Annotated in this window: 19 protein-coding genes and 3 pseudogenes; 5 read left to right on the top strand and 17 right to left on the bottom strand. The window is 42.7% G+C overall.

Features of this window, described 5'->3' with window-relative positions; genetic code table 11:
• Nucleotides 1–32 precede the first annotated feature (32 nt).
• The 5 genes from NSQ23_RS07020 to gltB form a co-directional block, all read right to left on the bottom strand.
• Entirely contained in the window at nt 33–866 is an 834-nt protein-coding gene (locus NSQ23_RS07020; protein ID WP_339173976.1) for a 5'-3' exonuclease, read from the bottom strand.
• A gap of 261 nt (nt 867–1,127) precedes the next feature.
• The gene (locus NSQ23_RS07015; RefSeq protein WP_339173973.1) at nt 1,128–2,294 is read right to left on the bottom strand and encodes an IS256 family transposase; all 1,167 of its coding nucleotides are present in this window, start codon (nt 2,292–2,294) and stop codon (nt 1,128–1,130) included.
• A gap of 213 nt (nt 2,295–2,507) precedes the next feature.
• Nucleotides 2,508–4,190 (bottom strand): dihydroxy-acid dehydratase, encoded by a 1,683-nt coding sequence (ilvD, locus tag NSQ23_RS07010; RefSeq protein WP_339174330.1) that lies wholly within the window; start codon nt 4,188–4,190, stop codon nt 2,508–2,510.
• 107 nt (nt 4,191–4,297) lie between these two features.
• Nucleotides 4,298–5,761: a glutamate synthase subunit beta gene (locus NSQ23_RS07005; protein WP_339173971.1), complete on the bottom strand. Its 1,464-nt coding sequence runs from the start codon at nt 5,759–5,761 to the stop codon at nt 4,298–4,300.
• Nucleotides 5,762–5,797: 36 nt separating this feature from the next.
• Nucleotides 5,798–10,330, bottom strand: a complete 4,533-nt coding sequence (gene gltB, locus NSQ23_RS07000; protein ID WP_339174328.1) for a glutamate synthase large subunit — start codon at nt 10,328–10,330, stop codon at nt 5,798–5,800.
• A 119-nt stretch (nt 10,331–10,449) separates the two neighbouring features.
• On the opposite strand from gltB, the gene NSQ23_RS06995 reads away from it, so the two are divergent.
• Nucleotides 10,450–11,349: a LysR family transcriptional regulator gene (locus NSQ23_RS06995; protein WP_339173968.1), complete on the top strand. Its 900-nt coding sequence runs from the start codon at nt 10,450–10,452 to the stop codon at nt 11,347–11,349.
• 89 nt (nt 11,350–11,438) lie between these two features.
• Here NSQ23_RS06995 and NSQ23_RS06990 read toward each other — a convergent pair whose 3' ends face one another.
• Entirely contained in the window at nt 11,439–11,825 is a 387-nt protein-coding gene (locus NSQ23_RS06990; protein WP_237811443.1) for a GtrA family protein, read from the bottom strand.
• A gap of 115 nt (nt 11,826–11,940) precedes the next feature.
• Here NSQ23_RS06990 and NSQ23_RS06985 point away from each other — a divergent pair, with 115 nt between their 5' ends.
• A complete protein-coding gene (locus tag NSQ23_RS06985; RefSeq protein WP_004890116.1) occupies nt 11,941–12,402 on the top strand; it encodes a GyrI-like domain-containing protein in 462 nt (153 codons plus the stop codon).
• Between the two features lie 53 nt (nt 12,403–12,455).
• Here NSQ23_RS06985 and NSQ23_RS06980 read toward each other — a convergent pair.
• Nucleotides 12,456–12,896, bottom strand: a pseudogene (locus tag NSQ23_RS06980) (AEC family transporter); the annotation flags it as partial.
• Nucleotides 12,897–13,109: 213 nt separating this feature from the next.
• Entirely contained in the window at nt 13,110–15,002 is a 1,893-nt protein-coding gene (gene asnB / locus NSQ23_RS06975) for an asparagine synthase (glutamine-hydrolyzing) (RefSeq protein ID WP_339173962.1), read from the bottom strand.
• A gap of 247 nt (nt 15,003–15,249) precedes the next feature.
• Here asnB and NSQ23_RS06970 point away from each other — a divergent pair, with 247 nt between their 5' ends.
• Nucleotides 15,250–16,833: a multicopper oxidase family protein gene (locus NSQ23_RS06970; protein ID WP_339173960.1), complete on the top strand. Its 1,584-nt coding sequence runs from the start codon at nt 15,250–15,252 to the stop codon at nt 16,831–16,833.
• A 65-nt stretch (nt 16,834–16,898) separates the two neighbouring features.
• Here NSQ23_RS06970 and NSQ23_RS06965 read toward each other — a convergent pair whose 3' ends face one another.
• From NSQ23_RS06965 to NSQ23_RS06930, 8 genes and pseudogenes are all read right to left on the bottom strand, one after another.
• Nucleotides 16,899–17,237 (bottom strand): DUF86 domain-containing protein, encoded by a 339-nt coding sequence (locus NSQ23_RS06965; RefSeq protein WP_004890112.1) that lies wholly within the window; start codon nt 17,235–17,237, stop codon nt 16,899–16,901.
• A gap of 19 nt (nt 17,238–17,256) precedes the next feature.
• Complete coding sequence (locus NSQ23_RS06960) at nt 17,257–17,532, bottom strand: nucleotidyltransferase (protein ID WP_004890110.1); 276 nt, start codon at nt 17,530–17,532, stop codon at nt 17,257–17,259.
• Between the two features lie 153 nt (nt 17,533–17,685).
• Nucleotides 17,686–17,853 carry a hypothetical protein gene (locus NSQ23_RS06955; RefSeq protein ID WP_004890108.1) on the bottom strand — a complete coding sequence of 56 codons (168 nt, stop codon included), beginning with the start codon at nt 17,851–17,853 and terminating at the stop codon, nt 17,686–17,688.
• A 326-nt stretch (nt 17,854–18,179) separates the two neighbouring features.
• Nucleotides 18,180–18,470 carry a hypothetical protein gene (locus tag NSQ23_RS06950; protein ID WP_033013879.1) on the bottom strand — a complete coding sequence of 97 codons (291 nt, stop codon included), beginning with the start codon at nt 18,468–18,470 and terminating at the stop codon, nt 18,180–18,182.
• Nucleotides 18,471–18,659: 189 nt separating this feature from the next.
• Nucleotides 18,660–19,688 (bottom strand): cytochrome d ubiquinol oxidase subunit II, encoded by a 1,029-nt coding sequence (locus NSQ23_RS06945; RefSeq protein ID WP_004890102.1) that lies wholly within the window; start codon nt 19,686–19,688, stop codon nt 18,660–18,662.
• Nucleotides 19,685–21,031, bottom strand: coding sequence for a cytochrome ubiquinol oxidase subunit I (locus tag NSQ23_RS06940; RefSeq protein ID WP_064214424.1), 1,347 nt, complete (start codon nt 21,029–21,031; stop codon nt 19,685–19,687). Before NSQ23_RS06940 ends, NSQ23_RS06945 begins: the two co-directional genes overlap by 4 nt.
• Nucleotides 21,032–21,326: 295 nt before the next feature.
• Nucleotides 21,327–21,965 (bottom strand): annotated as a pseudogene (locus tag NSQ23_RS06935) (SpoVR family protein); the annotation flags it as partial.
• Nucleotides 21,966–22,189: 224 nt separating this feature from the next.
• Nucleotides 22,190–23,547 (bottom strand): annotated as a pseudogene (locus NSQ23_RS06930) (IS1380 family transposase).
• Between the two features lie 209 nt (nt 23,548–23,756).
• Here NSQ23_RS06930 and NSQ23_RS06925 point away from each other — a divergent pair.
• Together NSQ23_RS06925 and NSQ23_RS06920 are read left to right on the top strand one after the other, a co-directional pair.
• Nucleotides 23,757–24,947 (top strand): C39 family peptidase, encoded by a 1,191-nt coding sequence (locus NSQ23_RS06925; RefSeq protein WP_192954460.1) that lies wholly within the window; start codon nt 23,757–23,759, stop codon nt 24,945–24,947.
• Between the two features lie 490 nt (nt 24,948–25,437).
• Nucleotides 25,438–25,905: a hypothetical protein gene (locus NSQ23_RS06920; RefSeq protein WP_004890085.1), complete on the top strand. Its 468-nt coding sequence runs from the start codon at nt 25,438–25,440 to the stop codon at nt 25,903–25,905.
• Nucleotides 25,906–26,372: 467 nt separating this feature from the next.
• Here NSQ23_RS06920 and copZ read toward each other — a convergent pair whose 3' ends face one another.
• Nucleotides 26,373–26,576: a copper chaperone CopZ gene (gene copZ, locus NSQ23_RS06915; RefSeq protein WP_035019187.1), complete on the bottom strand. Its 204-nt coding sequence runs from the start codon at nt 26,574–26,576 to the stop codon at nt 26,373–26,375.
• Between the last annotated feature and the right edge of the window lie 4 nt (nt 26,577–26,580).

The following is a 26,580-nucleotide window of genomic DNA, read 5'->3' as shown; positions in this document are numbered from 1 at the left end:
ACCAGCCTCTATATGGGGCTGGGTTTTTCGTCTTACCGGATCGCTTCTAATACCTCTGCAAACCGCTTGCACCCTCCCTCCCATTTCGCTTCTTCCAATCGCAACGGAATTGGGATATCGCAATGGATGGCCGCCAGTTTTCGCGACAAATGAAGCAAGTCGAGATGTTCGGTTATTTTTTGTTGCTGTGCTTTTGTTAAGTTCGCTAAATTTTCGATGATTCCTTCAATTGATCCGTATTGTTGAATAAGTTTAAACGCTTGTTTTTCCCCGATGCCGCGCACGCCTGGATAATTGTCGCTTGCATCGCCCATGAGCGCTTTCACATCGACGAGCTGATGTGGTTGAATCCGTTTTTCTTCAATAAAGCGTTCAAGCGTGTACGCCTCATAGTTGCCAATGCCTTTCGCCAACAAATAAACGGTGACATGTTCCGAAAGAAGCTGAAATAAATCGCGGTCTCCTGTAATAATAGAAATTTGCATATGTTCGCGATATTGCTTGACGAGCGAGCCGATGCAATCGTCCGCCTCGGCACCGAGCACGCCGATATTCGGAACACCGAGCATTGCGACCACTTCTTTCGCTAAATCAAATTGCGGAACTAATTCACACGGCGGCTCCCCACGATTCGCTTTATAATCTGGAAACCATTCCGTGCGAAACGTCGTACTTCCCATATCCCAACAACAAACGACATGCGTCGGTTGGAGCGCATTTGTCGCCGCTTCGATTTGCTTTATTACACCACGTACCGCATTCGTCGACACCCCACGGCTATTCATCATCCAACGTGGTGCTGTCGCATAAAACGATCGAAACAATAACGCCATCCCGTCGATTAATAACAAATGTCCTCGTTCCATCTTCGTTGTCCTTTCTATGTATCGATGAAACAAGTATAACAAAAAACCAACCCATATGGGATGATGGAATCGTTCGAAAAATATTTTGTGCAACGTATCATGGTACCGTCAAGAATTTTGTGTAATGTAAAATAGATAGGGTATCTCTGAAATAGATTTAGAATAGAGGGGAGACTGGTTTCCTCCACACAAGAGACTGAATATTCAGTCTCTTGTGTGGAAAGGGAGAATCCCCTTATCTCATTTATTTACATTATTTGGTTAATTGTAACGTTCTTCAAACATTCGTTGAAGGGCTTCATGTGCTTCGGCAAATCCTCGCAACTTTCGCCCTGCCCATTTCTCATTAAAATCTTGGATGGTCAAATACACGATTTTTTCAGCGGCTTCTAAACTGCTCAAACTGTTCATCGGTTTTAGACGTTTCCGAATCTCCTTGATCGTTCGTTCAATGGCATTCGTCGTATAAATCACACTTCGAATACTGCTTGGATAATCCATAAATGTAAGGAGAACATCCAACTCATTGGCCCAAGATTGAACTTCTCTCGGATACTTGCTGGACCATTTCGACTCAAACTGTTGAAACATCTGTAACGCCATCTCCTTATTCGGCGCGCGATAAATCAGTTTGAGATCCTCTGCCACTTCAAATTGATCTTTTTTTCGAACACGGCTGAGGGTGTTACGGACTTTGTGAACGACACAACGCTGCACATCGGCTTTCGGATAAACCGCCTTAAAGGCTTCCTCCAACCCCGGTAGTCCATCGAATACGCCCAGAAGCACTTCCTTGACGCCTCTTTGATAGAGGTGTTGAAGGATTTCCTGCCATACATAGGCGCTATCTTGTCCTCCCACAAAGAAATCAAGAATTTCGCGATATCCTTCCTCGTTCACCCCTAACACCACATAAATGACTTCTTTCTCCACGGTTTCGCGACGAAGTTTTACGTATAAACCATCCAAATATAAAGCCGAATAACGCTGATGTAGAGGACGATTGTGCCATTTCTCGATGTCTTCCTTCACTACATCGGTAATACGACTGATTGTCGTTGGAGAATAGGCATTTCCTAAAATTCGTTCGATAAACTTGCCAATTTCCCTCGTACTCATGCCACTTTGATACATTTTGATGACGGCTTCCTCGAGCCAACCAGTATGACGTTGGTAAGGGGCAAACAGCTGCGTTTGAAATTCCCCATTTCGATCTCTTGGGACCAAAAGGCCTTCAATTCGGCCATATTGCGTATCTAGATTTCGTTGATAGTAGCCGTTTCTCATATTGGATGTGTCCGCCTGTTCGATTTCGAGGAAATGTTTGATTTCTTCCCGCATAATCAGCTCTAATTTTTCCTTCACAAACTGACGAATGACACTTTCCAGTTGATTTGCCCAGTCTACATTCGGTATACTTTTAGACATAGGTAGGGTTCTCCTTTCTCTGGAATATTTGGGTTCAATCAGAGAATACCCTACCTTTTTTCTTTTGGTCTAGCAAAATGCTTTACACAAAATTTTATACATCATCTTTTAAGGTGCATGTATATATTAAAGATTCTTTCACGCTTCAAAAAATAGTAAACGCTTTTTAAGGCTAATATTTTTACAAAAAAAGGAGGGCGATTCGCCCATCCGTTAAATTTTCATAATGCCGCCTGTACTAGCTGACGTGACGAGTTTCGAGTAACGGGCCAAATACCCGGTTTTTACTTTCGGCTCAAATCCTTTCCAATTTGCTTTTCGCTTTTCCCATTCTTCTTCTGGAACGAGGACATCAATTGTTCGTTTCACAATATCAATGACAATATGGTCACCATTTTGTACAAAAGCAATTGGACCCCCTTCGGCAGCTTCTGGCGATACGTGTCCGATGGATAAGCCGCGAGAAGCACCGGAGAAACGACCGTCCGTAACAAGCGCCACTTTCGTTCCTAACCCCATACCGACAATTTGTGATGTCGGGGCTAACATTTCTGGCATGCCAGGACCACCTTTTGGTCCTTCGTAACGAATGATGACGACATGACCCGGTTGTACTTTTCCTGCCGCAATGCCTTCAAGTGCCTCTTCTTGAGAATCAAATACGATTGCTGGTCCTTCATGGCGTGTAATGCCACCTTGAATGCCACCTGTTTTAATGATGGCGCCGTCTGGAGCCAAATTTCCAAACAAAACAGCCAGTCCACCTGTTTCTGAGTACGGATTGTCAATTGGACGAATGACTTCATAGTTTTTTACTTCGCATCCTGCAATGTTTTCACCAAGTGTTTTGCCTGACACCGTCAATGCATCTAAATGAAGGGTGCCTTCTTTTTTCGACAGTTCGTGCAATACTGCAGATACACCACCCGCTTCGTGCAAATCTTCAATATGCATATCTGATGCTGGTGCCAATTTTGCTAGATGCGGCACGCGAGATGCGACCTCGTTAATACGCTCAAGCGGATAATGAATGCCTGCTTCGTTAGCAATGGCTAGCGTATGTAGAACCGTATTTGTTGAACCGCCAAGCGCCATGTCGAGCGCAAACGCGTTGTCAATAGCTTTTTCAGTTACAATATCGCGCGGTTTAATATCATGCTCGATTAGATACATTAACTGCTGAGCTGAACGTCGTACAAATTCTTTTCGTGCCGGATCAATCGCTAAAATCGTACCGTTACCAGGGAGCGCTAAGCCAAGCGCTTCGGCTAAACAGTTCATCGAATTTGCTGTAAACATTCCTGAACAAGAACCGCATGTCGGACAGCCGTACTGCTCAAGCTCTTGTAGTCCTTTTTCGTCGATTTTCCCTGCCTGATATGCACCAACGCCTTCAAATACAGAGGAAAGCGAGATTTTTTTTCCATCGCTTGTGACACCCGCCTTCATCGGTCCGCCGCTAACAAAAATGGTTGGGATGTTTAAACGCATTGCTGCCATCATCATACCAGGGGTAATTTTATCGCAGTTTGGAATACATACCATCCCGTCAAACCAGTGTGCAGAAACGACTGTTTCGACAGAGTCTGCTATAATTTCGCGGCTCGGCAATGAATAGCGCATACCGATATGCCCCATCGCGATGCCATCATCGACTCCGATCGTATTCATTTCAAACGGTACCCCACCTGCTTCACGAATCGCTTCTTTGACGATTTTCCCGAACTCTTGTAAATGAACATGCCCTGGGATAATATCAATATACGAGTTGACAACCGCAATAAACGGTTTATTGAAATCTTCTTCTTTTACTCCTGCTGCGCGCAATAAACTGCGATGTGGTGCGCGATCGAATCCTTTTTTAATCATATCGCTACGCAAAGTAAATCCCCCCATCTTTTCTGAACTTGTTAAACATTGTAACACTTTTTTAAGTAAAATGACAATTCTAAAAATACAGAAGGTGCCCTATCTTTATTAGGACACCTTGAGCGTTTTTGTTTTCATGACATCATCATTAAAAACCGATCCACTTCTTTTGCCGCCTCTCGCCCTTCATGAATCGCCCAAACAACAAGACTTTGTCCACGTCTTGCATCGCCTGCTACGAATACCCCTTCGACGTTCGTTTTGTATTCTGTCGCTTTCACTTTTTTGTTTACTGTTTCTATTCCGAATTGCTGTAAAATTGGCTGATCTGGTCCTTCAAAACCGATCGCGATCAATACAAGATCACACGGCCATACTTTTTCTGTACCTGGAATCTCTTTAAATGTAACACGCCCATGTTCATCTACTGTTTTTTCCATTTGAATGGTATACAACGCTTTTACTTTTCCGCTTCCATCGCCTACAATTTTTTTCGTTTGAATGCAATATTGACGTGGATCGGCCCCGAACTTCGCTTCCGCTTCTTCATACGCATAATCAACCGTAAAAACAAGGGGATATTGCGGCCAAGGGTTGTCATCCGTACGCTCTTTTGGCAACGCGGGGTGTTTACCAAACTGCACAACGCTTTTACATTGTTGACGAAGTGCTGTTGCTACACAGTCTGCTCCCGTATCACCGCCACCAATGACGATGACATGTTTATGTTTTGCATCAATAAACGTTTCTTCTTTTTTACCAGTCAACAACCATTTTGTTGTTACAGTTAAATAATCCATTGCCAAATGAATGCCGTCAAGTTCGCGTCCTTCTATGACGAGATCACGTTGTTTTTGCGCTCCGATACAAAGCACGACAGCATCATATTGTTTCCGCAACTCATCAGCTGTTATATGCTTGCCAACTTCCGTGTTGGTTATAAACGTAATTCCTTCTTCTTCAAGCAAACGTACACGCCGTTCAACGACATCTTTTCCAAGTTTCATATTTGGAATGCCATACGTTAACAATCCACCAACTCGATCGTCACGTTCATACACAGTCACAACATGACCCGCTTGATTTAATTCATCTGCACATGCTAAGCCGGCAGGTCCTGATCCGATCACCGCCACCCTTTTCCCTGTTCGCTTTTTCGGGATACGCGGCTGAACCCACCCTTCTGCAAATGCTCGATCAATAATCGCTCGTTCAATGCCTTTAATCGCTACCGCATGATCCGAAATGGCTACTGTGCATGACCCTTCGCACGGTGCTGGACAAACACGCCCTGTAAACTCCGGAAAGTTGTTCGTTTTTACTAACCGTTCAAAAGCCTCTTTCCACCGTCCGCGATATACAAGATCGTTCCACTCTGGAATAAGATTATGAATTGGACAGCCTGACGTTAAACCGTTCAGTTCCATTCCCATATGACAAAATGGCGTACCGCAATCCATACATCGCGCCCCTTGTCTAACTAACATATCCGTTGAAAATGGTTCCGTATATTCTTTCCAATCGCCTAAACGAGAAAGAGGATCGCGCTTCTTCTCTTCTTCCCGCACATATTCCATAAAGCCTGTTGCTTTCCCCATCGTTCTCCTCCTTCCTGCTTCTTTCGGAGCGATCGCTTATTTCGCGATCGCTTCCATCACTTTCGCATCTTTTTTATTTACGACTGCCTCAAACGCCTCCAATATCGCTTCATCATGCGACATCCCGCGTTGCTTCATCGCTTCAATTGTCTCAATCATAAGCTTATAGTTTTTCGGAATGACTTTGACGATGTCTCTCACAACACGTTCCCAATTCGCAAGCACATACGCTGCTTTTGGACTTTCCGTATATTCGTAATGTTTCATAATCATTTGTTGCACATCTCGTATTTCGTTTTCATCTACTAATGATTCAAATAAAACAAGTTCTCGGTTTGCACGTTTTTTCCACGTATCGTCATGAGCAAATACGTAAGCTACACCACCAGACATTCCAGCAGCGAAATTTTTTCCAACTGATCCGAGAATAACGACGCGCCCTCCGGTCATATACTCACAACCATGATCCCCTACTCCTTCAACGACCGCATGCACGCCGCTATTTCGAACACAAAAACGCTCGCCAGCCCGACCACGAATATACGCTTCACCGCTTGTTGCACCGTAAAACGCCACGTTTCCAATAATGACTTGATCATTTACAAACTCCGCTTCATGTGGTGGACGAATGATCACTTTTCCACCTGATAAGCCTTTGCCAACATAGTCGTTGGCATCGCCAATTAACGTCATCGTCATTCCTTTTGGTACGAACGCGGCAAAACTTTGTCCTGCTGAACCGTGAAAATATAGTTGAATTGTATCTTCTGGAAGACCTTCTTCACCAAATCGTTTTGATACTTCGCTACCTACTATCGTGCCGACTGTTCGCTGTACGTTGTTAATGCGTACGTGCAATTGCACAGGCTTTTTCTCCTCTATTGCTTGCTGGACAGCTGGCAAAATCGTTTGGTAATCAAGCGTTTGTTCGAGACGGTGATCGTGCGGTTTAGAAAACGTTCGCGGTCCTTCCACTTGATACAACAAACGCGATAAATCAAGATGTTTCGCTTTCCAATGCCGCTTTGCCCGCTCGCTTATTTTTAATACATCGACGCGTCCAACCATTTCTTCGATTGTACGGAAGCCAAGTTGAGCCATAATTTCGCGCACTTCTTGAGCGATAAAATACATGAAATTCACAATATGCTCTGGTTTACCTGTAAATTTTTCCCGCAGTTTTGGATTTTGTGTCGCTACACCGACTGGGCATGTATCTAAATGACAAACGCGCATCATGACACACCCTAAAACGACAAGTGGAGCCGTCGCAAAGCCAAACTCTTCAGCACCTAATAACGCCGCCATGACAACATCGCGACCAGTCATTAATTTTCCGTCTGTTTCTAATACGACGCGATCACGGAGTCCGTTTAACATCAGCGTCTGGTGCGTTTCAGCTAAACCGAGTTCCCACGGAAGCCCGGCATGTTTAATGCTCGTTTTTGGCGAAGCACCTGTACCGCCATCATATCCGCTAATGACGATCACATCCGCACCACCTTTAGCCACTCCTGCCGCGATCGTACCAACGCCAGATTTTGCGACAAGCTTCACGCTAATGCGCGCATCGCGATTTGCATTTTTCAAATCATAAATGAGTTGGGCTAAATCTTCAATGGAATAAATATCATGATGCGGTGGTGGCGAAATAAGTTCCACACCCGGCGTGGAGCCGCGTACTTTTCCAATCCACGGATATACTTTATTCGCAGGCAGTTGACCACCTTCTCCAGGCTTTGCTCCTTGCGCCATTTTAATTTGCAGTTCATCCGCATGAACTAAATAATGACTTTTTACACCGAAACGACCGGATGCAACTTGCTTAATTGCACTACGACGAAGATCGCCATTTTCATCCCGTACATAGCGACGCGGATCTTCGCCACCTTCTCCACTATTACTTTTTCCACCGATGCGATTCATCGCAATCGCAAGCGCTTCATGTGCTTCTTCGCTCAATGAACCGTACGACATCGCCCCCGTTTTAAATCGACGAACAATCGCTTCTACCGGTTCGACTTCATCAAGTGGAATTGGCGTACGCGTTTCGTCAAACTCAAACAAATTGCGCAAAAACGTTAGTTGCTCTTCATTGGCCATGTTTGAGTACTGTTTAAATAACTCATAATCATTCTTTCGACATGCCCATTGTAGCGTATGAATCGTTTTCGGATTAAACGCATGATGTTCACCGTTTTTACGCCATTGTAATTCACTTCCTGGCTCTAGTGTATGATCATAAGATGTTTGAAACGCTTGCATATGGCGCATTTTTGCTTCTTGGGCAATTTCGTTCAGACCGATTCCACCAATTTGTGATGCCGTTCCCGTAAAATATTGTTCAATGACATCGTCCCCAATGCCGACCGCCTCAAAAATTTGTGCTCCGCGATAACTTTGTACGGTGGAAATGCCCATTTTGGACATCACTTTGACAACGCCATCTGTCGCCGCTTTTTTGTACGTTTCAACTGCGACTTCGTACGTGGAAGCAATAACTCCTTTTTCGACTGCTTCACGAATAGTTGCAAATGCCAAATATGGATTGACCGCATCCGCTCCGTAACCGATTAACGCTGCGAAATGATGTACTTCGCGCGCTTCCCCACTTTCAACAATTAAACTCACTTTCGTGCGCGTCCCTTTCCGTACGAGATGTTGATGCACCGCGCTGACTGCCAAAAGAACAGGTATGGCTATGCGCTGCTCATTCATTGAGCGATCGGATAAAACAATTAACGTCACACCATTAGCAATTGCTTCATCTACCGCTTGACATAATTTGTCTAACGCTTCTTTTAAATCATTTGTAAAAACAGTAGACAATGTAACGCATAAAAATTCGCGGTATGGATTCATTCGCAATGCTTGTAATTGCTTATTCGTGACAATTGGAGAATACAAGCGAATGCGCCGCGCAGACGACTCATCTGGATGCAACACATCTCCTTCTTTTCCGAGCCACGTGACAGTGGATGTGACAACATATTCACGAATCGCATCGATCGGCGGATTTGTTACTTGCGCAAACAGTTGCTTAAAATAATTAAATAAACTTTGTGGCCGATCTGATAAGACAGCTAACGGCGCATCATTCCCCATCGCCCCTGTCGGATCTTTTCCTTCCGTCGCCATTGGGATAATTGTTTTTTCAACATCTTCATACGTATATCCGAACGCTTTTTGCCATGTCAAAAGGTTGTCAAACGGTTGTTCATGATCATCTCCTGCGCATTCATCAATTGAAACCATTTGTTCGTTCACCCATTGACGATACGGTCGTTCATTGGCGATTTGTTTTTTTACTTCTTCATCAGAAATGATTCGACCTTGTTCGAAATCAATAAAAAGCATTTTCCCAGGGCCTAATCGTTCTTTATATAAAACGTTTTCTGGTGCTACATCAATCACTCCGACTTCCGATGAAAAAATAATATAGTCATCTTTTGTCACATAGTAACGAGCTGGACGAAGACCGTTTCGATCTAAAATGCCACCAATTTGTTTTCCGTTTGTGAACACGATTGCCGTAGGACCGTCCCACGGCTCCATGAGACAGCTGTGATATTCATAAAATGCTTTTTTGTTGTCATCCATCTCTTTATCCCAATACCACGGCTCAGGAATGAGCATCATCGCTGTTTCAGCGAGCGATTTTCCAGCTAACACAAAAAATTCAAATGCATTATCAAGCATGGAAGAATCGCTTCCGTTCGTATCTAAAATCGGGAGTACTTTTTGTAAATCTTCCCCAAACATCGGGGAGGAAAACTGCTTCTCACGCGCCATCATCCAATGAATATTTCCCCGTAACGTATTAATTTCTCCGTTATGAATCAAATAGCGGTTTGGGTGCGCTCGCTCCCAACTCGGAAATGTATTTGTGCTAAAGCGTGAATGAACGAGCGCAAATGCGGAACGGAATCGCTCATCTTGTAAATCGATATAAAAAGCATCAAGTTGCTCAGGGGTGACTAGCCCTTTGTAAACGATCGTTCGACTGGATAAACTCGCAAAATAGTATTCATTGTTTTTCACTAACTTTTCTGCCCGTTTACGAATGACATATAACTTCCGTTCGAACTGTTGGTCATCAACGATATCATCGCTTGCTGCGATAAAAAGCTGACGAATAAACGGACGACTTTTTTTAGCCAATGTTCCGAGTTTTCCGATATCTACAGGTACATCACGCCATCCGAGTAACGTTTGTCCTTCCTCGCAGATAATTTCATTGATTTTCCGCTCTAAAATGACTCTCTTTTGTTCACTATGTTCAAAAAAGAAAACCATTCCGACCCCATAACGCCCTTTTACAGGAAGTGAAAACGAACAAACGGAACGAAAATAATCGTCCGGAATTTGTACCATGATTCCCGCACCATCACCCGTTTGCGGATCGCTTCCTTGGCCTCCCCGATGCTCTAGTTGACGTAACATGTGAAGACCTTGCTTCACAATATGATGAGACGCTTCACCTTTTAAGTGAGCGTATAACCCAATCCCGCATGCATCATGTTCAAATTGTGGACGGTACAATCCTTGCACTTTTGGTAGTCCTCTCATGCGAATCCCCCATTCCGTTATCATGTATGTATAATTGTAGGTTTCAATAATTATATAAACAATATATAATTTAGATAATATTCATCTCATTTAAAGAACGATAGAAAGAGGTGGAAAAAATGGAATTAAGACAATTAGTTTATTTCACAGAAGTTGCCAAACGAGAACATGTATCGGAGGCTGCTGAAGCGTTACATGTCGCTCAATCCGCTGTCAGCCGCCAAATCTCAAATTTAGAGGATGAACTCGGGGTTAAGTTATTTGAACGAGAAGGAAGGAATGTCAAATTAACACCTATCGGCCGTCACTTTTTACAACATATTGAATTAGCATTAAAAGCAATTGACTATGCGAAACAACAAATTGAGGAGTATTTAGACCCTGAACGAGGAACGATTAAAATTGGTTTTCCAACAAGTCTCGCAAGCTATACGATGCCGATGGTCATTTCAACTTTTAAGCAACAACACCCTCATATTTCTTTCCATCTGCGTCAAGGCTCATATAAATTTTTAATTGAGGCGGTAAAAAAACGGGAAATTGATTTAGCTTTTTTAGGTCCTGTGCCAACAGAAGAAAAAGGCATTCAAGGGGATATTTTATTTACGGAGTCGTTCGCCGCACTCATTCCGACAGATCATCCACTTAGTCAAAAACGAAGCATTGCTTTAAGCGAATTGCGGCACGAACCGTTTATCATGTTTCCGGAAGGATTTATTTTGCGCCAAATTGTCGAAGATGCCTGTAAGCAAGCGGGCTTTTCTCCAATCATTTCGTCGGAAGGGGAAGATTTAGACGCGATCAAAGGACTCGTTTCGGCAGGAATCGGGGTAACTCTGCTCCCTGAAAGCACATTTTACGGAACAACACTTCGTTATACAGCGAAAGTCCCGATCGAATTTCCACTCGTTCGTCGCAACGTCGGAATCATTTTACCAAAATGCGACCTCGCACCTTCTGTCAACGTATTTTATCAGTTCGTAAAACAATTTTTTGCTACGTTAAATCAATACCAGTAAGCCAGCTGATAAGCGCAGCTGGCTTACTGTGTGACTACATAGACAAATCGATGCCGACAACGCCAACCACGTAACCTAAAAGTTTATCTTTACGACACACTTTTTGTAGAAAACACCCACATACGACTTCCGATCCAGTTGATCGCCATTCCGCTTATCGTCGCTATCATTTTGTTTAAAACAATCGGAAACATTTCTCTGAAACCGTGTAGCATCATGATCGTCACGATGAGAGAACAAAGGTTTACGGCAAGAAAACGAACGAATTGTTTTTTCCCTCCTCCTACTGATCGAAACGTCCACGCCCGATTCCATATGTAGCTATTGATCACACCTGCACTATAGCCAAACATTTGTGCCCACATATATGGCACATGAAGTGCTATGAGGGAGAAAAATAACAAAAAATCCACAAATGTATTACTCACTCCAACAACAATAAAACGAAACAACGTAACGATGTTATTCAATGTCATGCAACACCTTCTTAAAAAATTTACAAACTCATATTGGATTTTTATGTTAATATAAAAAGGTGAGGAATTTCAACTCATACAAAAATATCCATATCAATAAAAGGAGCTATCAAACATGGAGCACAAAATTGAGACGATTCCATTTGAATTAACCATTGTAGGAAAAGGGTACCGCGTGAAAACAGACGAAGCATTCCAAATGATTCCTTCGCTTTGGGCTTATGCCGAACAAGATGGATTTATGCAAAAACTGATCGATCTCTCATGGGAGCATCCAAAATGCACACTTGAAGGGCTGTTGGGTGTTTGTGGGGAAGAAGCTAAAATAACAGGCGAACAGTTTACTTATTTTATGGGAATACGTTATGACGGGGAAGTTCCGAGCGATATGCAATATATGACGATCAAACATGACACGTGGGTGGTGATTTCAAACGTAACTGAGGCGTGGAATCAATTATATGAATGGCTTCCTTTTTCTCAATATGAACTTGCTGATGCTCCGTGTATTGAATGTTATTATGCGCCGGATCACCGTCCTGAAAATGAATTATGGGTTCCCGTTATACGTAAATAACCGAACAAACATAGCCAAAGGAGCGGGAGCAGAGCACTCCTTTGGCATGCAAGTTAAAAACAAACACGGGCAAGCCCGATGACACCCGATACCGTCAACGGACTAAGTAACGTAGATAAAAATACAGCTTGAGCAGCATACTCTGGATGATGATTATATTCTAATGCGTACAACGCTGTGTTTCGTGAACAAGGATATGCACTAGCGATGAGTAGTGCTTGAGCTGTCGTCCCTTTGATATGTAAAAGTGAAACGATTAAAAAAGCGATCAAAGGAGATAAAACGAGACGACTACCATTCGTTATAAACATAAGACGAGGAAGCCGCTTCATATTCATATAGGCGAGTTGAGCACCTAACGTCAGCAAAGCAATCGCCAAAAAGGCATCGGCTACACGTTCGAGCGGCTGCCAAATAAACGATGGTATTGGAATATGAGCGAATCGAAACATCACACCGAGAATAAGTGCGTAAATAATTGGATTTTTTAAATAACTGCCAAAACGTTGCACATTCACACGAAAACCTGTTTGATTTTCCATGTTTTCTCCTCCTTTGATTCCACTATCCTCTTTATTTTCCTTCAAAAGGTAGCCCGTGATGACTTTTCATAGATTTTTTGACGCTACCTTTATATTATTGTATGCATAAAACGCAATAAAAAAGGAGCTCCTAGATAAAAAGAAGCTCCGAACATAACTAATCATTTACACGAACAGTTTTATTTTTTCTTCTTCATTCATAAAGTGATATTTTTTCTCGACATACACTTGATGCCAAACCATGAAAGTGAGTACTGTCCATACTTTCCGACTATGATCCGCTTTGTTTTGACAATGTTCCTCTAGCAGACGATACAATACATCTTTATGAAATAGATGATCTGTTTCACTTTCTTTTATCGTACGTTTCGCCCAGTCATATATTTCATCTTTTAACCAATGCCGAATAGGAACAGGAAAGCCTAGCTTTTTGCGATGTAAAACATGATCCGGAACAATTCCTTCTGCTGCTTTTCGCAAAATATACTTGGTTGTTTTATTTTTGACTTTCATTTCTGGGGCGATTTTCGTGGCTACTTCGAATACTTTTTTATCAAGAAAAGGGACGCGCAGTTCTAAAGAATGAGCCATTGTCATTTTATCTGCCTTCAACAAAATATCGCCTCGCAACCATGTATGAATATCAATATGTTGCATTCGGTTGATCGGAGGATATCCTTCTGTTTCGTGATAAAACGGTGCGGTAATGTTAGTGTATGATACATTTGGATCATATACTTTCAACAATTCTCTCTTTTCCCGCTCACTATACATCTTTGCATTGCCAATGTAACGTTGTTCGATTGGAGTGATCCCACGTTCAATAAAACTTTTCCCCTTTACCCCGTCTGGCAATACTTTTGCGATCATCGCTAAAATAGATCGTATGAAACTCGGGATTTTCTCGAATATTTGTAAAGATTTTGGTTCGTGATAAATGTTATATCCCCCGAACAACTCATCCGCCCCTTCGCCAGAAAGAACAACGGTTACATGTTTTCTAGCCTCTCTTGCTACGAAATAAAGAGGGACAGCTGCAGGATCTGCTAATGGATCGTCCATGTGCCATATAATTTTCGGCAATTCCTCCACATATTCGTCTGGAGAAATGATGTAACTGATGTTTTCAACTCCTAACTTTTCTGCCGTTTCTTTTGCTACATCAATTTCATTAAATCCTTCTCTCGCAAATCCAACTGAAAATGTTTTGATATGCGGATGAAATTGTTTTGCAATAGCTACAATAAGCGAAGAATCAATTCCTCCTGACAAAAATGAGCCGACCGGAACATCGCTACGCATATGAATACTTACCGAATCAAACAACACTTGTCGAATTTCTTTGATGAGTTCACTTTCCGATTGATTAATTGGATGAAATGTAGCCTTCCAATAGCGCTGGATATTTAATTTTTCTCCTATTTTTTTCTTCATATAATGTCCAGGTTCTAGCTTACGAATGTGAGCAGACATTGTCAATGGCTCCGGAACATATTGAAAGGTTAAATAATGTTGCAAAGCTTCATGATTTAGTTCGTCGTGTTCAAGAGCATATAAAATGCTTTTCTTTTCAGAAGCGACAAACAGATGATCGTCTTTTTCTACATAAAAAAAAGGTTTAATTCCGAACGGGTCACGTGCTGCAAAAATTTCTTTCTCTTGTTTATCCCAAATCACAAATGCAAACATGCCACGAAGTTTATTTACCACGTTTTCTTTTTCAATACTATATAAAGCAACGATCACTTCTGTATCAGAATGGGTAGAAAACGAACACCCTTTCTTGATTAATTCGTCACGCAACTCGACGTAGTTGTAAATTTCCCCGTTAAATATAATCCAATATCTCTCATTTTCATAACATAGTGGCTGATGTCCACTTTCAAGGTCAATAATACTTAAACGTCGAAATCCAAAACTTACATGCTCATCAAAAAAATAGCCATAATCATCCGGGCCACGGTGAGTGATAAGATCGTTCATATTTTGGAACGTTTCTTTCCAGTTACTATTTATCTCTTTCGGAACATCAGAGATATAGCCAACAAAACCACACATCCTACAGTTTCCTCCATCTAGTCGTCATTTTGCACATGAGAATGATTAAACTTGCTGTTTCGTTTTTGCTATTTTATTTAAACAATAAAATGTGGAGAAATGATGAACAAAAACTCTCATTCACATAAAAGACTATACCATAAATTTTGACCACTGTCTTTATAAGCTTTTCTCCATACATTTTGCACATTTATTTTTTATGATGATGTTACTATGACTTACATCACAAGTTTATGGAGGGAAAGCGATGAAGAAATTATGGTTAGGAACTGTATTGGTAGGAGTCATTGCGCTGAGTGCAGCTTGCTCAAATAATTCTTCGATGCAAGGACACGACATGTCCAACATGAATATGAAGGAAGAAAACACCGCACAGGACTCCAGTAAGAAACTGCCTTTGGCAACCAATACAGAAGTTTTATCCGGTAAAGAGATTAATCTTACTGCTAAGGAAGCATTATTACAAATAAATGATAAAGTAAAACTCCCGGTATACACGTATAATGGATCGGTACCCGGTGCGCAAATTCGCGTAAAACAAGGAGAGCGCGTAAAAATTGTCTTTAAAAACGAATTACCTGAGCCGACGGCGATTCACTGGCACGGCTATCCTGTTCCAAATGACCAAGATGGCGTCCCCGGTGTCACCATGGACGCAGTAAAACCTGGTGAAACATTTACGTATGAATTTACGGCAACGATACCTGGGACATATTGGTATCATTCCCATCAAAAAAGCGCCGAGCAAGTGGATAAAGGATTATACGGGACATTAATCGTAGAACCGAAAAATGAAGAAAAAGTCGATCGAGATTACACGCTTGTATTAGATGAATGGATGAGCGACCCGGACGCCGAAAGCCATATGGACATGAATATGAGCGGCATGGATCATAGTAATATGAATAATGGAAATAGCTCTGATAATCAACAAATGGATATGAACAGCATGGGACATAATATGAATATGTACGATATTTTCACGATTAACGGAAAAAGCGGGGCTGCTGTCCAACCGTTAAAAGTGAAAAAAGGCGAAAAAGTGCGGCTTCGCCTAATTAACGCAGGGTACATGTCCCACAAGCTTCATTTGCACGGACATGCGTTTCAAATTGTCGCAACGGATGGTCAGCCGATCAACAACCCACAACCAATCAAAGACGAATTGTTAAATATCGCTCCCGGCGAGCGTTACGATATTGAATTTATAGCGGATAATCCAGGAGAATGGTTACTAGAATGTCACGGAAATATGAAAGGTATCGATGGCATGAAAGTAAAAATTCAATATGAAGGACAAACAAACAACACGGACAAAGTAAACGCAACAGAAAACCTCCCTGTTGTGGATATAACAACATACGGAAAATATGAAGTAGGTTCATTTACGTTAGACCAAACATATGATGTTGAATACACAATGAATTTAGGAACCGCCATGGGCAAAAATGACATGATTTTCACGATTAACGGCAAAACGTACCCTGACACAGCGCCGATCAACGTGAAAAAAGGCGATCTCGTCAAAGTAAAATTCGTGAACAACTCGCCGATGGATGTCCATCCGATGCATTTACACGGCCATTTCTTCCAAGTATTAAGCAGAAACGGCAAGCCAGTCACAGGCTCTCCATTAATTAAGGATTCGTTAAATGTAAACCCTGGTGAAGAATATGTCGTCGCGTTTAAAGCAGATAATCCGGGAAATTGGATGTTCCATTGCCATGACTTGCACCATGCTTCAGCAGGAATGGTCACAGAAGTCAAATATACCGATTACAAATCGGATTATACCCCAGATCCGAATGACACAACGAATAAAGGGGAATAAAAAAGCTGAAGGTGCTGATCAAAAACGCGAATGCGTCTTGGGATCAGCACCTTTTGAATAACAAGCTATTCCCAAACAGCGCATATGGTTTGAATTGAAATCCAACTTTCATTTAGCAATCGTTCAACGTGCTGTTTTAATACAGGAATCTTATTTCGAACAACATCCCAAACAATTCGGTAATTAATGGAGAAATAACCGTGGATCATCATATCCCTCATGCCAGCCATCTTTCTCCACTCGATATGTGGGGATGCCTGTCTCATTTCGTCTGGAATGTTTTTTGCTGTTTCTCCGATTACTAATATGTTTTTAATGACCGCATCTGATATTAAATCATTATCTAGAAAGTCATCATAAGAAAGCCCTTGGGTGTACTTCTCAATTTTTTCTGCAGCGACCAAAATATCTTGTAAAAAAACGCTAGGCTCTCTCTACATACTTAGCACTCCTTAAAATAGTCGGCTTTAATGTCGGTTTGATATCATCTACAATAACTAAATCTACCGGTTTTTGAAAATGATCTTCCAAACTAAATTTCAACTCCATATAATTATCGAATGTCATCGCATGATCTATAAATTCTACCAACACATCAATGTCACTCGATTCTCTTTGTTCTCCACGACTGTATGAACCAAATAGTCCGATTCGCTTTACGCCATACTTTTTGCTCCATATATCTAAATTTTTTGACATTTCACGAAGTATGTCTTAAATGAATCACCACCTTTTTCTTCGTATCTGCTATTTTCATCATAACATCTCGGCTTTTTATTATTCTTCGTGAAAAAGAAAAAATTTGCGCTATTGAAAAGGGGTGCCCGATTATTTTCGGGACACCCTCTCTCCTCACTTCACATCATATCCTTGCTCTTCAATCGCTTCTTTTAGTTTTTCTACGCTTACTTTTGTTTCATCATAATCTACATTAACCGTATCCTTGGTTTCAGATCGCTTCGCAAAAAGACAAACACATCGCTGACGAGGGGATACAAACGTATGAGTTGTGCCTCCCACATTCACTCTTAATCCAATTGAATTATTAATGGAACCATGTCATTTCTATATAAGGAAAAGAGTACAGTACCCCCCCTAGAGCATATAGCATCGCTCTATCCTGAAAATACCCGAACTCCAAAATGTGTAAAGTTGTAAAATTCAACATAGAGGTCTTTTCATCCTTCCGATGGTGACGAAATTTTTTTGTCATGGGAGTCTATATAGAAAACATTCCCTGTATTTACTTGGCTGCCAATCAGTATAACACGTCAGCCAAACGCTTGCAATCCATCCGCCTTCCGCGTATTTCCGACAGATGAAGGCCAAGGGGGCCCCCATCCGTCTTACACCGGGTCGTTATCGACGCCACTGTACGATTCAATCGCTTGATCGAGCGCCCGGTAGGCCTCAGCGAAAGCGTTTGTCGCCGATTCATCTCCCGCCTCGGCCAGCTCCATTCGCGCATTGCGCGCGTGAGTCACCGCACGGATGACATCTTCGATCATTTGCCGTTTATCCCTGGCGCTCGCTTTTAACCGTTCAAGCTCATGAATCGCCCCATCAAGACTCGTCGAGCGCGGTTCGTCAAACGATTGTTCCAGCTGCTCTTTCACACGCTCCAATATTTCTTTCATGATCGCCCATCCTTTCTCTATTCGTTGTCATCCGCTAGTGTGGGCGATTGGCGGCAAACTATGCATTACCAGGACGCTGAAATTGTGTTTATTCATCTACGTACACATCTTTCAAACCAGCCCAAAACGCGGCGATGATCGACAGGGCGACGATGATCATCGGCGCATACATGATCAAAAATGTTTGCATTATCCTTTTCCCCCTTCCCATTTTCCTTTAACGTACGCCTTGTTAAACACAAAGAGGCGCATAAGCAAATAAAGTGACGGAATTAATAACAGGAGGCCGGCAATAAACGCGACGATCAACGCCATAGCCATCGTCTCATTCGTAAACCCGTCATAAATCGTCAAATACGGGTATAACAAATACGGATAATGTGAAATGCCATAGGCGTAAAAGGCGAACGCGTATTGAAACAACAGCGCAATAAACGCCCAGCCGAACCGCCGCTGCCGCCAAAGCAGCCAAACGGTAATGACAAAAAACAAAAAGGAAATGACCAGCATCCACGCCACATTCCATAGGTTGGCGTAATGCTCGGGATTATGGTAGCGGAGCTGGTAAATAATGAGCAGCGCTGACAACATCGTCGGCCCGCTCCAAAGAAGAGCGTAGCGGCGCAACAGCGCCCGCGCCCGTTCATCCTTGGCCTCGTCCGCATAGTACGTTAAGAAAACGGCAGAAATGTAAAGAACACTCGTCACACTGAGCAGCACAATGCTCCATGACAACGGGCTTGCAAACAGCTTCCCATAATCCAGCGTAACGCCTGAGGCGCCTACCTCCACAAACCCGCCTTCAGAAATCGTCAACACGATGGACAGGGAGGCCGGAATAAACAACCCCGTCAATCCATAAGCGATTAAATACCAGTTCCGTTCCGTCCCCCCATACGTATGAAACGCATAGTACGAGCCGCGAATAGCTAACAAAATGATGGAGATGCTCGCCGGGACAAGCAAAATAGAACCGTAATAATACGCCGTTTTCGGAAAAAAGCCGACAATGCCGACAAAGAAAAAGACAAGAAAGACGTTCGTCACTTCCCATACAGGGGAAAGATAGCGCTGAATGATGCGGTGCAAAATATGCTGTTTGTTTGCCCAATGGCTATAGGCGCTGAAAAACCCAGCCCCGAAATCAATCGAGCCAACGATAATGTACCCGAACAAAAACAGCCATAACACCGAAATGCCAATGACTTCGAGCGTCATGGCGCCACCTCCCCATTATTGGACCGCTCTGCCAGCTCCCGTTCAACCGGGTTGCGGCGGAACATACGGATGAGCACTATTGCGCTCGCAATTACTAACACCATATACAAAAGGCAAAACAACACAAGCATCGTATCCACATGCGCCGACGATGTCGCTCCTTCCGCCGTTTTCATATAGCCACGCAAAATCCACGGCTGCCGCCCGACTTCCGCTAAGTACCATCCCGCCTCAATCGCAACCATCGCCAGCGGCCCTCCCGCCACCAGCAGTCCAAAAAACCACTTTTTCGCCGTCCACTTCCAGCGGAAAATCGATCCGAGCCAATACGCGGCTGCGACAACCATTAAAAACACCCCGATCGTGACCATCACATCGAATAAGTAATGAATGTACAGTGGTGGGCGTTCATCTTCCGGAAATTCGTTCAGCCCGGTCACAACCGCCCCCGGGTGGTTGTGCGCCAAAATGCTTAACGCATATGGGATTTTAATGGCATACTTCACCTCGCCATCCTCTGTCAGCATGCCAAACAACACGAGCGGCGCGTGGGAGCTCGTTTCAAAATGCCATTCAGCGGCCGCCAGCTTTTCTGGCTGGTATTCGGCTAAAAATTTGCCCGATAAGTCGCCAATCAATACACTGGCTACCGAAAAAATAAAAACTGTTTTCATCATTAAATGAAGTGCCTTGCGATGATAAATGTGACGATTGCCTTTCCATAAATGCCAAGCGGCAATCGAAGCAAGCACGAATGCTGACGTCATATACGAAGTCGCCAGCACATGGGCGACTTTCGTCGGCATCGCTGGGTTGAACATAGCCGCGATTGGATCGATGTTGACAAACTCGCCGTTTTTAAATTCAAACCCTTGCGGCGTATTCATAAACGCGTTCACCATCGTAATAAACATGGCTGATGCTGAAGACCCGATTGCCACCGGGATAAGCAAAAGCAAATGTTTTTTCTGATTTTCGAACCGATCCCATGTATACAAATAAATGCCGAGGAAAATGGCTTCAAAAAAGAAGGCGAACGTCTCCATGAACAGCGGCAAGCTGATCACTTGGCCAGCCAGCTGCATAAAGTTCGGCCATAAAAGCGACAGCTGCAAGCCGATCGCTGTTCCTGTCACCACGCCAACCGCTACGGTGATGACAAAACCGCGCGTCCAGCGGCGAGCGAGTAAGATGTAATGCATATCATTTTTGCGAATCCCAACCCACTGGGCAATGGCGATCATCAGTGGAACCCCGACGCCGATCGTGGCATAAATGATGTGAACCGTCAGCGTCAATCCCGTCAAAATACGGCTAAGCAGCACCGGATCGTAACCGTTCACGATTCATCCCCCCTTATGAAAACAAGCGACCAATCAAGGAAAGCAAGACAACAGCCGCAACAGCAAAGCTAACAAACACAAGCGTTTTTTCATGCCGCTTCCACATATCTACCCCCCCGAGCAAACAAACAGTGGTGAAGAATTTGTGACAATCATCACAAATTATCCACTTCATATTATTTCATATTATTTCATAAAATCGTGGACGCTATTCGGCATGATTTCGAATAATTTGTGTCATTTTTCACATATTCATCGTGACAAACAAAAAAAGCAGGGGATCCCTGCCCTCATGTTATAAATATTTCCGATGCACCTTTTTCCCGTCATACGTAAACAACATCGGCTTTTCCTCGACGACCGTCTCCATATGGACCGGACGGCCCCACAACTGATAAATGTATGGGAGCACTTTTTCTAAATACTTCAGATCGAGTTCGATTCCTTCATACCAATGCTTCAAATACAACTCTCCGTTGCGCATATAATCGCCGTCATTGACCGTGATATACGGGAATCCGCCGTTTACCCGCATGCTGACGAGTTAGTCGCGGATATGATCCCAGTTTTTGTCGACGATTTTATATTCTTTCCCCTGTTTTTGGAACAAATACATATCTTCGCGCATAACGAGCTCTTTCGTTAAATAGTTGCGCAAAAACGAAATGTCGGATTCGAGTTCGCGCACTTCAAAAATTTTCGCCCTCCCCGACCCCGGCTTGACGCCGTATTTTTTCATCTCCTCAGTCGGGTTGTTCCACCGCTCTTCAATGTCTTCAAAAATTTTCAGTCCTAAATAACACGGATTGATGCCAGTGCGCGACGGTTGCACGACGTTGGCGTTCAGTTTCGCAAATTCAATCGCCTCATCGCTCGTCAAATCCATCTCGCGCAAAATGCGCTGATGCCAATACGTCGCCCAGCCTTCGTTCATCTAAGGTGATTATTTTATCCTGAATCCGTGATGGATTGACATCGACTTTGACTTTTTTGCTGGTTTTATGGATGCGTGATCCACTATTCCCTTTTTATGTTTAAAACAGATGTCATCTTCACTCTCAGAAATGAAATAAATATCTTTTTTAGGTATATAAACCAAAGAAAAAACAAAAAAGGACAGAGGGTTAGGATGAGTACAGAATTGCGAACAATCGTTCGTTATGCTCCTTCTCTCCATTTTATGTAAATGTTCAGAAGGGGCTCGCTATAGCCACTCCTTCGCGTCAGTTTCATCCAGATCTGTCGTGATCGGCGGACGAGTCGACCTGCCATCGTGATCACCGTCTGAATAATCGTCTTGATGCGGCGGCGTTTCACTTTATGATGTAATGGATGTCTCGGATCGCTTAATAGATCTTGTCCAATCAGACGAAGAAGGTTGTACACGAATGCTCCCATGACTAACACGAGCGCATTCGTTTTCATCTTCCCTGATGGAAGTCGCTCTAAATCTAAGTCGCTTTTCAGTTCGCTATGAAACTGTTCGCATGTCGCATGATCGTGATACAATGCGAGCACATCACTCATTCGAACATGCTCGTATCCTTCGAGGCGCACCCAGTAGCTTTCGACTTCGTAATCAGGAACGAGCATCAGCTGTCCATTTCGTTCCATCGTTCGTTCCGTCACTTGGGTGACTTGAACGTACGTATACGTGTGTCCATCAATTGCTGCGGTCTGTGGAAGGCATAACTCATACGTTTGTACTCCTTCGGTTTGTCCATCATCGATGCGTCTGCCCTTTTGCGAAGCGATCTGGAACCAAAGCGCTTTCGATTCTCGGCGTAAGTTTCGCTTGATGACAAAGTCCACGTATGCACATTCGCTTCCGCATCGTTTCCTGCATCCATGCGGACAAACAGACGAGACGAGGTCAGCGGACGAGCTCGACGGATGGCGGTAGTTAAAAACGAAGGCATGTTGTCTTGTACATGTTGTTTCCCTGGACGCAGCTCGGCATGAACGATATACCCTTCCTTCCCTGCGTACGCAAACAACGGCGTAAAACCGTCAAATCCTTTATACGTTCGACTCACTCCTTCTTTCTTCGTATCGGAGTTGTCAAATGGGGAAGCATCTATATCAAGGGGAAGCCATGTCGTTTTCCCTTTCGCCCAACAAGGGGACAAGGTAGCGTGTTGTCGAACCAACAGACGCATCGATTCCTCCCAAATGATGGTTTCGGTCATCGGAAGACAAGCGAGCTGATCGAGACGCTGTCGCAACGTTGGGGAGGAAGGTACGTGCCGAATGCCCATTGATGTCGAAAAGATATCGTCCTGACGATACGCTTCGATATGATCAAAATCCGTTTTTCCTGTGGCAAGCAAGCCAATCATCGAGCGAATGACGTCGCTATGGGAAATGTGCACATCTCGACGAACCGTTGGGAGCCGAAGGGCGTTTACTCGTTTATCCAGCTTCGTTTGGTGCAGTAAGTAGCCCACGAGAGCAAGCCCAGCACTTGGAGTAATCGCTTCATCTGTCAATACAAACCGAATCGGGAAATCTTTCATCACATTCACCTACTTGATGAAGAGTCGTCAACGTCGTTTTCCCTTATCGTATCAACGGTTTGCGACCATTGTAAAGATGTTTTGTCACGGATTCAGGTGCTCATCTACAGTCATAAAAATTAACTATAAATTTACATGATAAGAAGGGAATTCATTAGTAAACGGAGAAAACCATGTTATAACTATAATCACAAAAAAGGATGGTTTGTATGAAAAAAAGAAAACTGATTTCTACCCTAATGTTAGGGAGCATTTTGTGCTTACCTGTAGTCGCGCAAGCTAATTCTCCGAAGCAAGAAATCTCAACACAGTCTATTTCTTATGATACTATCAGTGTTGAGGAGGCTAAAAAAGCCATTAATAATTTTATTAAAAAAAATGAACAGTTATATAATTTAAGAGACGGTAAAATTGTATTTAAAGAACATCTCTACGATATTGATGATACCGTTGTGGGATATTATTTCGCTGTGGAGTCCGAAAAGACAAAAGGCTATTTTATTACTTCAGCTGTTGATACAATAGATCCTATGATACAGTATGGTGTAGATGTAGACCTAGAAGAAACTCTGAATAAAAAAATGAAAGATGAAAAAGTTTACTATTTCGGTGTAAACAAATTTAGCTTCGGTAAAAGCGGTAAGGAGGTAAAAGAAAAATTTGAGAAGGCTAAATCTGCAACATTAAAGAAATTAAAAGACGAAAAAAAAGATGGAACAGAAGAGTATAAAAAAGTTGAAAAAGCACAATTAAAATCGTTGAAAAAAGGTGATAAGAGAAGCCCAGGTTGGGACGGTTTGTTGAAAGATAGTGGCAACGGAATGGTATCTATCGCCGCTACAGACTATAAAGTATTAAGTGGCGTTGACCGTATCTATCAGCGTAGTTCCGGAATTAATAATCCGAATTCAGCTTGTGGTCCAACAGTAGCCGCTATGATTATGGATTATTATCATGATGAGTTAGGTTATAATGTTCGAGATAACGCTTATTATGGCTCATGGGCCGCGTTAGTTAATCATCTTTATAACGAGATGGGGAGTACATGGTTAGGAACAACAATTACAATGTGGGCCAACGGTGCTCTTACACACGTTTACCATACAAGTAATGCTTGGAGCTCTAATACAGTAACAGATGCGGTTGGGAATAGTTCTAAGTTTATTGGTGCCATAGATAGCAACGATCCTGTTGCCATCCGTTTTGATTTATTTGACTCTGGTGGAACATCAATCGAATATCATTTTGTTTGTGGAATTGGATATGATAAAAACGGTTCTTATGCAGGCGATTTACATGTCGCTTACAAAGATCCTGATAATGGTGCGGATAATACAGGTACGCACTGGTTTGATTGGACAGACGATGACCAAGACATCGATTTTGCGTGGCTATCCTAAACATAAAACAGCCCTTATGTTAATTAAGGGCTTTTATCATTCATATAAATTTATAAAAATGGATAAGTAGGATCGTGGGGTTGGGACTCTTCGGGATGCCCCCGGACCGCGCCTGTTGACCAGTCACCCTCGCGTATGAGAACTCACGTTGGGCCATGGGCTGCCTGGAAGCTGCTCCTTCCAGCATGGGGAACCAACGGGAACAGCCTGCGGGTTAGACGTACGAACAGGAGCCGGGGAGACAGACTTCACGAGTAGTCAAGGCTACAGAAGGAAGAAGAGTGTCCCCGATGATCCTCAAGATCATTATCTAGGAACATCGCGAAAAGTCCAACCCCGATGTTTGTGAAATATGTTTGCGACCCACGGGGGAGGGGCGCCCCTCCCCCGTGGGCAAGTCACCCAAGAATATGCGATTGTCAAGGAGCATATCGAACTGGAAATTCGATTTAAAAATCTTTCTAAACATACTATACGAGGAGGAATTATATTGAAGTTATTCTCTAAACAACTTATTATATCATTTTTAGTTTGTTTATTGATGTTATATCTAACGGAACTTTTTACGATAGAGCCTCACGTAACTTCAGGGAACGGAAATCCAGGGCTTCTTATTATTATGTTAGCTGCAATTTCATTTTTGTTCTTTGGGAGGGGGTTATGGAAAATCCTCACTAACATGAGTATCTCAAAGAGAGGTTTGTTGTTTATGAGTATTGGTTCACTCTGTATTTTAAGCATGTCCGCTTTTTTAGAAATTATATATGTTTTAGACTTAATTAAACAACTCGGAGGACCCCCATCTAACATAAATTCTAGAATCTACCGTTTTAGCTGGATAAATCAATATACAAATACTGTTTATGTTAATGCTTATACGTTGTTAATCTTTATTTCAAGTATTCTTTTAATTTATTCCATACAAAAACTGTTTACAAAAACCCGTGGTGCTAGTTGAGCCTCAGCGCTCAACCAGCCCGACCAGGGAATAAGCCAACAAAGATTAATAACTTTCTTTGCGGTTACAGAAGAGTGAGCTTGTTTCTGGTCGAATGATAGTCCATCGAGTAGCCAGCGTAATTGGCGTGGACTAATTTTTAAAGGTTCCGAGTGATGCTCAGAAGGCCAATCAAATGTTCCACGTTCGAGTCAGCAATAATACAACCAAAATCCGTTATGATCCCCACGAATAATTTTCAATTTTATCCATATCTAAACTGCTTTAATTAAGATTTTGAAAGAAATTATGACATGGATATAGGGATAAAACTAGGTGGGAAGAGTTTGACGCTTACTTTTATACATACCTGTTATTTTCATTATAAATTATAACATCTCGTTTTTTCATTATTCTTCATAAAAAGAAAAAAACTTTCGATACTACAAAAAGGGCATCCCTTCGACAGAGGAATACCCTTTTCTCCCTTACTTCACATCATATCCTTGCTCTTCAATCGCTTCTTTTAGTTTTTCTACGCTTACTTTTGTTTCATCATAATCCACATCAACCGTACCTTCTTGCAAATGTACTTCGACGCGGCTGACTCCATCTAACGTTTGAAGTGCATTTGTCACCGCCGCTTTGCAATGTCCGCATGTCATTCCTTGTACTTGTAACGTAATCGTCATCATC

It is taken from the genome of Anoxybacillus sp. FSL W8-1294 (assembly GCF_037965005.1).
GTDB lineage: Bacteria > Bacillota > Bacilli > Bacillales > Anoxybacillaceae > Anoxybacillus > Anoxybacillus flavithermus_G.
Note: the sequence above shows the minus strand (reverse complement) of the source record. Positions and strands in the feature narration are given on the sequence as shown.

Bases quoted from the DNA above. Each gene is read 5' to 3' on its own strand.
- NSQ23_RS06950 (WP_033013879.1), bottom strand. From the start codon at position 18,470: ATGAAAGAAATATTGGAGCGTGTGAAAGAGCAGCTGGAACAATCGTTT.
- asnB (WP_339173962.1), bottom strand. From the start codon at position 15,002: ATGTGTGGTTTTGTTGGCTATATCTCTGATGTTCCGAAAGAGATAAAT.
- NSQ23_RS06960 (WP_004890110.1), bottom strand. From the start codon at position 17,532: ATGTCAAAAAATTTAGATATATGGAGCAAAAAGTATGGCGTAAAGCGA.
- NSQ23_RS06945 (WP_004890102.1), bottom strand. From the start codon at position 19,688: ATGACGCTCGAAGTCATTGGCATTTCGGTGTTATGGCTGTTTTTGTTC.
- NSQ23_RS07005 (WP_339173971.1), bottom strand. From the start codon at position 5,761: ATGGGGAAAGCAACAGGCTTTATGGAATATGTGCGGGAAGAAGAGAAG.
- NSQ23_RS06970 (WP_339173960.1), top strand. From the start codon at position 15,250: ATGAAGAAATTATGGTTAGGAACTGTATTGGTAGGAGTCATTGCGCTG.
- NSQ23_RS06995 (WP_339173968.1), top strand. From the start codon at position 10,450: ATGGAATTAAGACAATTAGTTTATTTCACAGAAGTTGCCAAACGAGAA.
- NSQ23_RS06985 (WP_004890116.1), top strand. From the start codon at position 11,941: ATGGAGCACAAAATTGAGACGATTCCATTTGAATTAACCATTGTAGGA.
- NSQ23_RS07015 (WP_339173973.1), bottom strand. From the start codon at position 2,294: ATGTCTAAAAGTATACCGAATGTAGACTGGGCAAATCAACTGGAAAGT.
- gltB (WP_339174328.1), bottom strand. From the start codon at position 10,330: ATGAGAGGACTACCAAAAGTGCAAGGATTGTACCGTCCACAATTTGAA.
- NSQ23_RS06925 (WP_192954460.1), top strand. From the start codon at position 23,757: ATGAAAAAAAGAAAACTGATTTCTACCCTAATGTTAGGGAGCATTTTG.
- copZ (WP_035019187.1), bottom strand. From the start codon at position 26,576: ATGACGATTACGTTACAAGTACAAGGAATGACATGCGGACATTGCAAA.
- NSQ23_RS07020 (WP_339173976.1), bottom strand. From the start codon at position 866: ATGGAACGAGGACATTTGTTATTAATCGACGGGATGGCGTTATTGTTT.
- ilvD (WP_339174330.1), bottom strand. From the start codon at position 4,190: ATGGGGGGATTTACTTTGCGTAGCGATATGATTAAAAAAGGATTCGAT.
- NSQ23_RS06990 (WP_237811443.1), bottom strand. From the start codon at position 11,825: ATGACATTGAATAACATCGTTACGTTGTTTCGTTTTATTGTTGTTGGA.